The 12,867-nt window shown below is 63.2% G+C and carries 12 protein-coding genes and 1 riboswitch; of the genes, 10 read left to right on the forward strand and 2 right to left on the reverse strand.

The window, feature by feature from the left end; translation table 11 throughout:
* Together AC1D1P_RS04665 and AC1D1P_RS04670 are read right to left on the reverse strand one after the other, a co-directional pair.
* Positions 1 to 493 (reverse strand): sigma-70 family RNA polymerase sigma factor (locus AC1D1P_RS04665; RefSeq protein WP_477672227.1); only part of this gene is annotated, 493 nt, incomplete at its 3' end.
* A 157-nt stretch (positions 494 to 650) separates the two neighbouring features.
* Complete coding sequence (locus AC1D1P_RS04670; RefSeq protein WP_477672228.1) at positions 651 to 1,853, reverse strand: ammonium transporter; 1,203 nt, start codon at positions 1,851 to 1,853, stop codon at positions 651 to 653.
* Positions 1,854 to 2,012: 159 nt separating this feature from the next.
* Positions 2,013 to 2,199, forward strand: a riboswitch (yybP-ykoY riboswitch).
* A gap of 5 nt (positions 2,200 to 2,204) precedes the next feature.
* Here AC1D1P_RS04670 and AC1D1P_RS04675 point away from each other — a divergent pair.
* The 10 genes from AC1D1P_RS04675 to AC1D1P_RS04720 all read left to right on the forward strand — a co-directional run.
* Entirely contained in the window at positions 2,205 to 2,768 is a 564-nt protein-coding gene (locus AC1D1P_RS04675) for a TMEM165/GDT1 family protein (RefSeq protein WP_477672229.1), read from the forward strand.
* Between the two features lie 254 nt (positions 2,769 to 3,022).
* A complete protein-coding gene (gene metX, locus AC1D1P_RS04680; RefSeq protein ID WP_477672230.1) occupies positions 3,023 to 4,186 on the forward strand; it encodes a homoserine O-succinyltransferase MetX in 1,164 nt (387 codons plus the stop codon).
* Positions 4,183 to 4,791 (forward strand): methionine biosynthesis protein MetW, encoded by a 609-nt coding sequence (gene metW, locus AC1D1P_RS04685; RefSeq protein WP_477672231.1) that lies wholly within the window; start codon positions 4,183 to 4,185, stop codon positions 4,789 to 4,791. The genes metX and metW overlap by 4 nt, the downstream gene beginning before the upstream one ends.
* Before the next feature lie 217 nt (positions 4,792 to 5,008).
* Positions 5,009 to 5,953: a chromate resistance protein ChrB domain-containing protein gene (locus AC1D1P_RS04690; RefSeq protein WP_477670445.1), complete on the forward strand. Its 945-nt coding sequence runs from the start codon at positions 5,009 to 5,011 to the stop codon at positions 5,951 to 5,953.
* Positions 5,950 to 7,299, forward strand: a complete 1,350-nt coding sequence (gene chrA / locus AC1D1P_RS04695) for a chromate efflux transporter (protein ID WP_477670446.1) — start codon at positions 5,950 to 5,952, stop codon at positions 7,297 to 7,299. Before AC1D1P_RS04690 ends, chrA begins: the two co-directional genes overlap by 4 nt.
* Positions 7,300 to 7,309: 10 nt before the next feature.
* Entirely contained in the window at positions 7,310 to 8,218 is a 909-nt protein-coding gene (locus AC1D1P_RS04700; RefSeq protein WP_477672232.1) for a Fe-Mn family superoxide dismutase, read from the forward strand.
* A 10-nt stretch (positions 8,219 to 8,228) separates the two neighbouring features.
* Positions 8,229 to 9,155 carry an amidohydrolase family protein gene (locus AC1D1P_RS04705; RefSeq protein ID WP_477670448.1) on the forward strand — a complete coding sequence of 309 codons (927 nt, stop codon included), beginning with the start codon at positions 8,229 to 8,231 and terminating at the stop codon, positions 9,153 to 9,155.
* A gap of 18 nt (positions 9,156 to 9,173) precedes the next feature.
* Entirely contained in the window at positions 9,174 to 10,211 is a 1,038-nt protein-coding gene (locus AC1D1P_RS04710) for a Cj0069 family protein (protein ID WP_477670449.1), read from the forward strand.
* 103 nt (positions 10,212 to 10,314) lie between these two features.
* Positions 10,315 to 12,192 carry a SulP family inorganic anion transporter gene (locus tag AC1D1P_RS04715; protein WP_477672233.1) on the forward strand — a complete coding sequence of 626 codons (1,878 nt, stop codon included), beginning with the start codon at positions 10,315 to 10,317 and terminating at the stop codon, positions 12,190 to 12,192.
* Positions 12,193 to 12,197: 5 nt separating this feature from the next.
* The coding region (locus AC1D1P_RS04720) for a hydroxypyruvate isomerase family protein (protein WP_477672234.1) at positions 12,198 to 12,867 on the forward strand (670 nt) is incomplete at its 3' end.

The raw sequence follows: 12,867 nt of genomic DNA on the forward strand, positions 1-12,867 counted from the left end.
CATACAGGTTGGTCGGTGTCAGTGAGAGTTCCTTACAGACTTCCTGCGAGGAAAGCTCCAGCCACTCACGCATCAGGAACAGCCGCCCCAGTGCAGGCGGCAGGCGTTCCATGCATGCGTCCAGTACCTGGAAGAACTGAACCTGCTGCAGGGTCTGGTCCGGATTGCCCCAGTCGTTGGGCGGTTCGGTGAAATGCCCGTCAGCCTGGAAAGAGAGCCGGTCGAGCTCGTCACCCTCTTCATCGCCGCGGGCGTCCGGCACGGCCACCATGCGCGCATTGCTGCGGATCAGGTCAATGACCTTGTGCTTGAGAATGCCGACAAGCCACGTCTTGAGCTGGGAGCGGTTGCCGAAAGACAGCGGCTTGGACAAAGCCGCCAGCAACGTTTCCGACACGGCGTCCTCGGCCCATTCATCGTTGCGCAGCTGCAGGCGCGCAAAACGAAGGAGATAGACGCGGTGTTCAACCAGCTGCTCTTCAAAAGTAGGCATGGCCGAAAGTCTAGCGGCTGCTTTGGCGCTTGTGGGCTGGAACGCGCGGAAATTTACGTCCGCTGGCCGGAATTTAAGGAAAAACCGGCTCGCGCCCAATAAGGCTATGCGCAAGCAGCTATCAAATAGATAGCAAAATGGGGTCTCTATGCCACCGCTACCAGTTGACTTCGCGGTCGGGCGTGGCACCAATGCGGTGGACGGACAAATCCGCGCCTTCAAATTCTTCTTCCTGGCTCAGCCGGAGGCCCATCGTGGACTTGAGGACACCATAGACAGCAAAGCCCGCCAACAGTGCCCAGGCCACACCCATGGCACTGCCCAGCAACTGGGCGCCAAAGCTCACACCGCCCAGCCCCCCCAGGGCTTGGTTGCCGAAGATGCCGGCAGCGATGCCACCCCACAGGCCGCACAGGCCATGCAGTGGCCAGACGCCCAGTACGTCGTCAATCTTCCATTTGTTCTGTGTCAGCGTGAACATCACGACGAACACGCCACCGGCGATGCCGCCCGTCACCAGCGCGCCCAGCGGATGCATCAGGTCTGAGCCTGCGCATACCGCCACCAGGCCGGCCAGCGGCCCGTTGTGCACAAACCCCGGGTCATTCTTGCCAAACACCAGTGCGGCGAGCGTGCCGCCGACCATGGCCATCAGGGAGTTGACGGCAACCAGGCCGGAGATTTTGTCGATGGTCTGTGCGCTCATCACGTTAAAGCCGAACCAGCCCACGGTGAGGACCCAGGCGCCCAGCGCCAGGAAGGGAATGTTGGAAGGCGGATGCGCCGACACGGCGCCGTCCTTGCGGTAGCGGTTGCTGCGCGCGCCCAGCAAAATCACCGCCGGCAAGGCCAGCCAGCCGCCCACGGCGTGAACCACGATGGAGCCCGCGAAATCATGAAACTCCGCACCGGTCAGTGACTTGATCCAGGCCTGCACGCCGAAGTGCTGGTTCCAGACGATGCCTTCGAAGAAGGGGTAGACAAAACCGACGATGACGGCGGTCGCGATGAGCTGCGGGTAAAAACGCGCCCGCTCGGCGATGCCCCCCGAAATAATCGCCGGAATGGCTGCGGCAAAGGTCAGCAAGAAGAAGAACTTGACCAGCTCATAGCCGTTTCTAGCCGCCAGCTGCTCTGCGCCGACAAAAAAATGGGTGCCGTAGGCCACGCCATAGCCCACCACAAAATACACCACGGTGGACACCGAGAAGTCCACCAGGATCTTGACCAGGGCATTGACCTGGTTCTTTTTGCGAACCGTACCCAGTTCCAGAAAGGCAAAACCGGCATGCATGGCGAGCACCATGATGCCGCCCAGCAGGATGAACAAGGCATCTGAGCCCTGTTTTAGTGCTTCCATAAGTCCCTCTTCAGATGAAATTGCTATTTGTTGGTGCGATTTCAGAGAAATTCCCATAACCGCACCAAATACAAGCAAGAAATGCGCCTCAAGTGTGCGAATGAACAGCTGGGTGCACCATTTCAGCCTGAAAGCGCCTGGACGCCTGGCGATATAATGAAAGCTGTCATTGGGGAGTAGCCAGCCTTTCAATCCTGAAAGGGGCTTGCGTCAACAGACTTGTCCTTKGAACCTGTTCTTTCGGACATGGCGCAAGCGGTCTTCGGATCACGCGAGACCTTTGACTGCACAGCCTCCGCTTCAGGCCGGGGATGCCGTGCAGTCATGGGTTTTCGGCCGGAGTCTTTTTGAATGGAAGCTTTCCTCGTCTCCACGGGCATCGTCGCCCTCGCCGAAATGGGCGACAAGACGCAACTCCTCGCGCTTATCCTCGCTGCCCGCTTCAAGAAGCCCTGGCCCATCGTCGCCGGCATCTTTGTCGCGACCCTGGTCAACCACRCATTGGCCGGCGCCGCCGGCGCCTGGGTCACCACACTGATCGGCCCGCAAATGCTGCGCTGGATCCTGGGCGCCTCGTTTCTGGCCATGGCGGCGTGGATGCTGGTGCCCGACAAGCTGGACGCGGACGAAGAGGAAAAGCCGCCGCGTTACGGCGTGTTCTTCACCACCGTGCTGGTGTTCTTCCTGGCGGAAATGGGCGACAAGACACAGATCGCCACCGTGATGCTGGCCGCGCGCTACGACGCCATCGTCAGCGTGGTCGCCGGCACCACGCTGGGCATGATGCTGGCCAATGCGCCGGTGGTCTGGCTGGGCGAGCGCGTCACCCGCCTGGTGCCGCTGCGTGCGGTGCACATCGTCTCGGCGCTCATTTTTGCCGGGCTGGGGCTGGCGGCATTGCTGATGAAAGCATAAAAGAGACAAACAGCACTCCCCACCCAGCAGGGGCCGAGGAACCGGCTTTGCCGGGCCTCAGGCGCAGCGGCCCCCTCGGGGGGCAGGGAGTTACGCGAAGCGAACGACCGTGGGGGCCACATCCATCGGGGTATACTTTCATTAGCGCCGATTTGCTCAGCTTGCGGGCGCTTAAAAAGTACAGCTAAAGACGAACTCCAACGACCCGGACTCGCTTTAGCGATGCCGGGTTTTTTGTTTCTGCAGGTGATTTTTTGACACTTATTGCCACCCCGCTCAGCATGCACTTTGTAGAGGCCTTGCCTCTGCAGAGCGGCGCGTCGATACGCGCCTACGACCTGAGCTATGAAACCTACGGCGAGCTCAACGCGGACAAATCAAACGCCGTGCTGATCTGCCACGCGCTCAATGCCTCGCACCATGTGGCGGGCGTGTACCTCGATGCGCAGGGCCAGCCGATAGCCAAATCCGAAGGCTGGTGGGACACCATGATCGGCCCCGGCAAGCCGGTCGACACTGACCGCTTCTTCGTCATTGGTGTCAACAATTTGGGCTCCTGCTTCGGCTCTACCGGGCCCATGCAGCCCAACCCCGACACGCAGGAGCTCTACGGCGCCGACTTCCCCGTCGTCACGGTGCAGGACTGGGTCAGCGCCCAGGCCCGCCTGCTGGATCGCCTGGGCATCCAGACGCTGGCCGCCGTGATGGGCGGCAGCCTGGGCGGCATGCAGGCACTGGCCTGGACGCTGCAATACCCCGACCGCGTGCGCCACGCCGTGGTGGTGGCCAGCGCGCCCAACCTCACCGCCGAGAACATCGCCTTCAACGAAGTCGCCCGCCGCGCCATCGTGACCGATCCCGATTTTCACGGCGGCCACTTCTATCGCCACGGCGTGTTGCCGAAACGCGGCCTGCGCATCGCCCGCATGATCGGCCATATCACTTACCTGAGCGACGACGTAATGAACGAGAAGTTCGGCCGTCAGTTACGGCAAGCAGTAGCCGAGACGGTGAATGCCGATGCCCCCTATAAATACACGACGCAGGACATCGAGTTTGAAATCGAAAGCTACCTGCGCTACCAGGGCGACAAGTTCAGCGAGTACTTCGACGCCAATACCTATTTGCTGATCACGCGGGCGCTCGACTACTTCGACCCGGCCAGAGCGTACGGCGGCAACCTCACCCAGGCGCTGGCCCATGTGACAGCCAGGTTCCTGCTAGTGAGCTTCACCACCGACTGGCGCTTTTCCCCCGCGCGCAGCCGCGAAATCGTCAAGGCGCTGCTCGACAACCAGCGCGACGTGAGCTATGCCGAGATCGACGCGCCGCACGGCCACGACGCGTTTCTGCTGGAGGATGACCGCTACCTGGGCGTGGTGCGCTCCTATTTCCAGAGCAAGGTGGCTGCTGTATGAACCTGCCTGTCGAACTTAATGTTCAGCCCTCGGCTGATTTGCTGTCCATCGCGCGGCTGGTGCCCCACGGCTCCCGCGTGCTTGACCTGGGCTGCGGCACCGGCGAGCTGCTGGACTACCTGATCCGTGAGCGCGGCTGCTCGGGCTACGGCGTCGAGATCAACGACGCCAACGTGCAGGCCTGCGTGGCGCGCGGCGTGAACGTGATCCAGCTCAACCTGGAAGCGGGCCTGGCGCTGTTCGGCGACCGCTCGTTTGACGTGGTGCTGCAGATCGACACGCTGCAACACCTGCACAACGCCGAAACCATGCTGCGTGAAACCGCGCGTGTAGGCCGCGCCGGCATCGTCGTGTTTCCCAACTTCGGCCACTGGCCCAACCGCCTGGCGGTTGCGCGCGGCCGCATGCCGGTAACGAAGGTGTTGCCTTACCAGTGGTATGACACGCCCAACATCCGTGTCGGCACACTGCAGGATTTTGAAGCGCTGGCGCTGCAAAACCAGTTGCAGATCCTGGATTCCTTCGGCTTGCAGGATGGCCGCGAAGTCCGCTTTTGGCCGAATGCCCGYGCCAGCCGGGCGGTTTTCAAGTTCAAGCGTGAGTAGCGCCGGCGCTGTCTGATCGCTAACGCGGCTTCGGCCAAAAAGCAGACATAACCCGCAATTCCGAATGGGTCGGCCGGAATTCCGACCTGGCGCCCCCGCGCCTCCAAGTCGTGCTGGAGCATGTTGCGACGCGTTCGAAAGCTGTCAACAGTACGTTTTCAGCACAAATCTGCCGAGCCCTCTTGTAACGTTCATCACGTCATGAGATGATTGCTTCATGACTGACTGGCTGATCCTTACCGCAACACTGCCGACCACCCCAAGTGGCCTGCGGGTCCGGGTGTGGCGTGCACTCAAGGCTACAGGTGCGGGAACGCTTCGGGAGGGGGTCTATGTCCTTCCGGCCACCGCGCCCTCCGCCCTTGCTCTGCGGGAGCTCGCCAAGACGATTGCCGACGCTGGAGCTGACGCCTACTTGCTCGAATTGCGCGCGCGCGATGACGCCCAGGAACAGGCGTTCCGCGCCCTGTTCGACCGCTCCGAGCACTATGCAGAGCTCGTGCAGGCCGTGAAGGATGCCCGCAAGAGCATAGTGGCGGCCAGCGAAGCGGAACTCCACAAGACACTGCGCAGCCTTGAGCAGCAATTGCAGCAGGTCCAGGCAAGCGATTTCTTCCCGGGCAAGGAGAGCGCAGGGTGTGTTGAGGCCGTCTCGGCTCTGCGGCGTGAGATGGAACTTCACCTCTCGCCGGACGAGCCGTCGCCTACAAGGGCCGTTGTCCCCGCGCTTTCCATCAAGGACTACCAGGGCCGCACCTGGGCCACCCGCAAGCGCCCCTGGGTAGACCGCCTGGCCACAGCCTGGCTGGTGCGCCGCTTTATCGACAAGTCCCCGAACTTCATCTGGCTGGCGGAGCCGAAGAAGTGCCCTAAACAGGCTCTCGGCTACGACTTCGACGGAGCGGCCTTCACGCACGTGGGTGAACTGGTGACCTTTGAGGTCGTCGCCAGGAGCTTCGGCCTTGACGAGAAGCCCGCCCTGGCGCGGCTCGGTCAGCTTGTGCATTACATCGACGTCGGGGGCATTCCGCTCGACGAAGCGCCGGGCATCGAAATGATCGTTCGCGGTTTGCAAGCGCAGCACGCGGACGACGACCAGCTGCTTGAGGCGGCGCTCGCATTTTTTGACACCCTGCACGCCGCTCTGAAGGCCGCCAAATGACCACTGATACCGTCGACCAGACAGGGCCCCAACCCATCACTCGCGGGGAAGCGTTCTCCTTCTGGTTGAAGCTTGGCTTCATCAGCTTCGGCGGGCCCGCAGGGCAAATAGCCATCATGCACGAGGAGCTCGTAGAGCGCCGGCGCTGGATTTCCGAGAACCGCTTCCTGCACGCCTTGAACTACTGCATGCTGCTGCCCGGCCCGGAGGCGCAGCAACTCGCGACCTACATCGGGTGGTTGATGCACCGCACGTGGGGCGGCATTGTCGCCGGCGGGCTGTTCGTCCTGCCGTCGCTGTTTCTGCTGATTGCACTGTCGTGGGTCTACATGGCTTTCGGCCACGTCCCGGCCATCGCGGGCCTGTTCTACGGCATCAAGCCAGCCGTCACCGCACTGGTCGTGCATGCCGCCTACCGGGTTGGCTCCCGCGCCCTCAAAAACGGCTGGTTGTGGGGCATCGCGGCGGCGGCGTTTATCTCCATCTTTGCATTCAACATACCGTTCCCGTTGATCGTGCTCGCGGCGGGCGCCATCGGCTACCTCGGCGGGAAGTACGCACCCGACAAGTTCAAGACCGGCGGCCACGGCGCGTCCACCAAGCAGTTCGGTCCGGCCCTCATCGATGACCACACGCCCACACCCGCCCACGCGTTCTTCACCTGGAAGCGCGCCAGGCAAGTGCTGGTCGTCTGCCTGGGCCTGTGGATAGCCGCCATCGGCGCTCTCACGGCTGCATACGGGTGGGACGCGGTGCTCACACAGATGGCATGGTTCTTCACCAAGGCTGCGCTGCTGACGTTTGGCGGTGCCTATGCGGTGCTGCCCTACGTCTACCAGGGCGCAGTGGACAACTACCAATGGCTCACCGGCCCCCAGATGATTGACGGCCTGGCGCTCGGCGAGACCACGCCCGGCCCGTTGATCATGGTCGTCGCGTTTGTCGGCTTCGTCGGTGGCTGGACCAAGGCCATATTCGGCCCCGAGTCCCTGTTCCTGGCCGGTGCTGCCGCGGCGACGGTGGTCACCTTCTTCACTTTTCTGCCGTCGTTCTTCTTCATCCTGCTCGGCGGGCCTTTCATCGAGTCCACGCACGGCAACCTGAAGTTCACGGCTCCACTGACCGGCATCACAGCCGCGGTGGTGGGCGTGATCTTGAATCTCGCTGTGTTCTTTGCCTACCACGTGCTCTGGCCGCAAGGCCTCTCGGGCCGCTTCGAGTGGGCTTCATTCGTCATCGGAGTAGCGGCCGCCGTGGCGCTGTTTCGCTTCAAAGTTAGTGTCATTCCCGTCGTGTTGGTCTCCGGCGTCGTCGGGCTGGCGCTGCGGCTCAGCAACATTATTTAAAGGTGCACCCATGGACGCTCGAATTCACGACCTCTCCTTCGACCCTGCCGGCATGAATGGCCTTTCGGAGAAATTGCTGCGCAGCCACCACCAGAACAACTACAGCGGCGCCGTCAAGCGGCTGAATGCCATCCGCGGCCGGTTGCGGGAGATGCCTTTCGCGACTACAGCCGGCTTCGACCTCAATGGTCTCAAGCGGGAAGAACTCATCGCGACCAACTCGATGCTGTTGCACGAGCTGTACTTCGACTGCCTGGGTGCCACCGGCGAGCCGCTGACACCGGCGGCGGTGCTCGCGCTGCAATCGAACTTCGGCAGCGTTGAACGATGGCGCGAGGAGTTCGTCGCGATGGGCAAGGCCCTGGCCGGCGGATCCGGCTGGGTGCTGCTGGTATTCCAGCCGCGCGAGGGAACCCTTGTGAACCAGTGGGCCGCGGACCACACGCACGCGGTGGCGGGTGGCATCCCCATCCTGGCGCTCGACATGTACGAGCACGCCTACCACCTGGATTTCGGCGCGGCCGCCGGCCAGTATGTCGATGCCTTCATGGAGAACATCAACTGGACGCGCGTGTACGAGCGCTACCAGGCCGCGGTGGAGGCTTCAAGCGAGCCGTTCGCAGCCACTGCCGACGACCTCGCCGGTGCCCATGTTCTGGATGTGCGGCGGGCAGGGGTCTTCGACCAGGCGGACTCGCTCATTCCCGGTGCGCAGTGGCGAGACCCGGCCCAGGTGAACGCCTGGTCGGCGCAGCTGCCCAAGGACAAGCCCGTGATGGTCTATTGCGTTTACGGGCACGAGGTCGGACGATCCACGACCATGCGCCTGCGTGCAGCAGGGGTCGATGCCAGGTTCCTGAGCGGCGGTATTGACGGCTGGAAAGCCGCGGGCCGGCCGCTCGCGGCAAAGCAAACCTGAGGCGTGATCCATGGACGTGATCGACTTTCACTGCCACTTCGCCGGAGCGGGCATTCCGGTCGATGCGTCCAGAGGCAGTCCACCAGCCCAGAAGGAATTCTGGGACGGCGTAAGCAGGCGGCTGACGCAAGAGGCGGCATTGCTTGCGTCGCTGCAGACGGCAGGCGTGACGAGTCGAGTCATCAACACGTCCCTCGAGTTCGTCTTGGCCCCAGGCGAGGAGGCGGACATTGACACCATCCGCAAAATAAACGATTCGATGGCAGAGGTGGTGCACCGCCACAGCGGTGTGTTGCACGGACTTGCCACCGTGGACGCCTACCGTGGCGAGGAGTCAGGCCGCGAATTGACGCGAGCAGTCAAGGAGCTGGGCCTGAAAGGCGTGTTCATCGAGAGCGCGAAAGGGGATCTGCTGCCCGATGCACCGGAAGCCAGGGCGACCTTTCTTGCGGCATCGGAGCTGGACGTTCCCGTGTTCCTGCACCCGGTGCCGGATGCGGCTCTGCGCCAGAAGTTTGGGCACACAGGAAAGTTCAGCGAACGTCTTTCGCGCGGCGCGATCAACAGCGCCGCCTTGCTTGCCATGGTGCACGCCGGCATGTTCGAAGAGATGCCCCATCTGAACGTCGTCGTCACTGCGCTTGCGCTTGGGGGTTTGATGCTCGGGGAATGCCTGGCGGATGGCGCGCGGATCGGCAAACACGCGTCGCCGCGGCGCAATGTTTACATCGACACGACAGGCACGCATCCGGTCATGCTGCGTGCGGCCATCGACCTTGTCGGGGAGGACCATGTCGTCACCGGCACGGATTGGCCGGTCGTGACTGAAACGGATCTGCCGGCCCGGCTCACCAGCCTGTTCGACCAGTGTGGCCTAGGCGAAGCCGGCCGGGAGCTGATCGCCAACGGAAATGCGCGGCGCCTGCTGCACGCGTAAGCCTTCAAGGAGCTGATCATGCCCAGACCTTCCGTCGCATTGCTCTATCCTGGCGATCGCGCCATGCGGGACCGCGCGGATCCAGCTGAAAGCCGCTTTGCCGCTTTGTTCGAGGCGTTTGCGAGCGCCGGAGTAAGCGCCGTCCCGGCCGTGTACAACGATGCCTTCGCCGAGGAAGTGGAGGCGCAGGTGCGCGACTGCCGCCTTGTGCTGACATGGTGCAACCCCATCGAGGGCGGACGAAGACGGGACGTCCTGGACGCCATGCTGCGGCGGGTTGCCGACTCGGGGGTTGTGGTCAGCGCGCACCCCGAGACCATCCTGAAGCTGGGAACCAAAGACGTCTTGCTTCACACGCGCGATCTCCCGTTCGGCAGCGACGTTTGCCGAGTCGAAAGCCTCAAACAGCTTGAGGAAGAATTGCCGGAACGGCTCCGCAAGGGCCCGCGGGTGCTCAAGCAATACCGGGGGCATAGTGGTATCGGTGTCTGGCGTGTGGAACTGGTGAGTCCCATTGGCACACCCGCGTGCCTGCGTGTGCGCCACGCCCAGCGCGGCAGCGACGAGGAGCTGATGGAGCTCCCGGCGCTGCTGGCAAGACTGGCTCCGTACTTCGAGCCGGCGAATGGCGGGCACATGATCGACCAGGCATGGCAACCACGGTTGGTGGAAGGCATGGTTCGGGCCTATTTGGTGGAGGACCGGGTCGAGGGGTTCGGACACCAGTCGGTGAATGCGCTCTACCCCGCCGCGCCTGGCCAGCCAGCGCCGCAATCCGGCCCGAGGCTGTACTACGCCGCGGACCTGCCGCAATTCCGGTACCTGAAGGAACGACTGGAGACCGAGTGGGTCGAGTTGCTTCGTGCACGCGTCGGCCTCGCGCGCGAGCGGCTTCCCTTCTTGTGGGACTGCGATTTCATGTTCGGCGAGCCTCTCGTCGATGCCTCTGAGTACTATGTGCTTTGCGAGATTAACGTCAGCAGCGTAGCGCCATTCCCGGACTCCGCAATCCAGCCACTGGTTTTGGCTGTGCAACGTCGTCTAGAGCAGATTTGATCGCTTGTCGGCGCTTGCCGGTTTGCTGTTGCGTTTGTCCGACCTGACCTGATCGCCGCTCTGGATGACCGGGGGCTGGGCGCGGTATGCTCAGGCCCTCGTGATGGAACCCTCAGCCCCCAGCGAATCCCGGTCATCGACCCTCCTCCTGGAACGCCTTTTTGGTGACTGGGTGCGCGAGGTGTCGCCTGCTACTGTGCGGGCCGATGCGATGGCGGGTCTTTTGGGCGCAGTGCTGGTGCTGCCGCAAGGCATTGCCTTCGCAACGCTGGCCGGCCTGCCGCCGGCCTAYGGCCTTTACACCGCGGTGATTCCCTGCATCATCGCCGCGCTGTTCGGCTCCAGCCGGCATGTCATGTCGGGCCCCACCAACGCCAACTCGCTGGCCCTGTTTGCCATGCTCTCGCCGCTGGCCATGGCCTTCAGCCCGCTTTACATTCAGCTGGCGCTGGCCGTCACCGTGATGGTGGGCGTCATGCAGTGGCTGATTGGCGCGTTGCGCCTGGGTGTGCTGGCCARCTTCATTTCACCGGCGGTGCTGTTTGGTTTTACTTCGGGCGCGGCGCTGCTGATCGCTGTGCATGCGTTGCCCGACCTGCTGGGCCTGGCGGCTGCGCCTGAGCACAGCGCGGCCGCCGTTCTTGGACATGTTCTCACGCAGATCACTTCCGCCCAGCCCATGGCGCTGGGTGTTGCGGCCATCACCCTGGGTGTCGCGCTGCTGCTGCGCCACCTGCGCCGCAACTGGCCGTACATGTTGATCGGATTGGCGGTGGCCACTGCGCTGGCCTGGGTGTGGAGCGGCCTTCTTCATCCCGGTGCCGCACCTTCCGCCTCGTTGCGTACTGTGGGCCAGATCCCCGTACCCTGGCCGAGGTTCGAAGTGCCGCGCATCAGCTGGGCGCAGGCCGCCGACCTTATCGGCCTGGCGTTTGCGCTGACCATCGTCGCGCTGGGCCAGGCGATCTCGATCGCCAAGACGGTGGCGCTGCGCTCGGGCCAACGCGTAGACGCCAACCGCGAGTTCCGCGGCCAGGGCCTGTCCAACATCGTCGGCGGGTTTTTCTCAAGCTACGTTTCCTGCGGCTCGATGAACCGCTCCATGCCCAACCTGGAGGCCGGTGCGCGCACCCCGCTGGCCTCGGTATTTTCGGCTTTGTTGCTGCTGGCGCTGGTGGCGGTGAGCGCGCCGCTACTCGCGCAAATCCCCATGGCCGCGCTGGCGGCGCTGCTGGTGCTGGTGGCGTTCGCGCTGCTGGACTTCGCACGCTGGCGCCAGCTGTTCACCTTGAGCCGCAGCGACTTTGGCGTGGCGATGGCCACCATGGTGGCGACCGTCACCATACGGCTGGAGATCGCGATCTTGCTGGGCATGATTTTGTCGCTGATGTCCTTCCTCTACCGCACGTCAAAGCCTGCGATGCGCACCATGGGTTTTGACAGCCGCGGGCTGGACCGGCAGTTTGTGGTGATCGACAACAGCGTTGATGCGGGGGTTGACGTCGTTTCCGCACAGAAGGCCGAAGCGTCGTCGGAAGCGACGCCCCAGGCCTTGCCTGAATGCCCGCAGCTCAAATTGCTGCGAATGGAAGGCGAGGTCTACTTTGGCGCGACACAGCACGTCGCCGACATCCTGCATTCGCTGCGCACCCAGCCTCAGCCGCAAAAACACCTGCTTGTCATGGGCAAGAGCATGAACTTCATTGATCTGGCCGGCGCCGAGCTGTGGGAGGCCGAGCTCGCCGCGCGCCGCGCCATGGGCGGTGACCTGTACTTCCACCGGCCGCGGCCTGAAGTCATCCGCATGTGGCGCAAAACGGGCTTTACCAGCGTGCTGGGGCCAGAGCACCAGTTCCCCGACAAGTTCACCGCGATCTCCACCATCTTCAATAAGCTGGACCCTGAAATTTGCCGCCACTGCACCGCGCGGATATTCTGGGAATGCCAGTCTGCGCCAGGCCCCGACACACCCACCCCCTGAAACCCATGCCCCAATTCGCCGCCAACCTTAGCTGGATGTACACCGAGCTTCCCATGGCCGAACGCTTTGCCGCAGCCGCTCGTGACGGTTTCACGGCCGTGGAAATCCTCTCGCCCTATGCATGGGAACCCGCGGCGCTCAAAGCCATCCTGCAGCAACACGGCCAGCAGCTGGTGCTGTTCAACGCACCGCCCGGTGGCGTCGATGTGGCCAGCATCGAGAAGGCTTGGGCAAGCTCGCAAAAAGGCACGGCCTGCCTGCCGGGCCATGAAGCGGAGTTCCGTGCCGGTATCGCGATTGCGCTGGAGTATGCGCAATCGCTGGGCTGCCCGCGCATCCACGTAATGGCGGGCGTACTGCCCGCCGGGGTGGAGCGCGAGGCGGTGCAACCGACCTATGTGAACAACCTGCGCGAGGCGGCCCCACTGGCGGCCAAGGTGGGTGTGGACCTGTTGATCGAGCCTATCAACACCCGCGACATTCCGCGCTTCTTTTTGAACCGGCAAGACCACGCACATGAAATCATCCGCGAAGTGGGTGCGCCCAACGTCAAGGTGCAGATGGATCTTTACCACTGCCAGATCGTTGAAGGCGACCTGGCCATGAAACTGCGCAAATACCTGCCCACGGGCCACGTCGGCCATCTGCAGATCGCGGGCGCACCCGGCCGCAATG

This window comes from Polaromonas sp. P1_E1_2, from assembly GCF_056406035.1.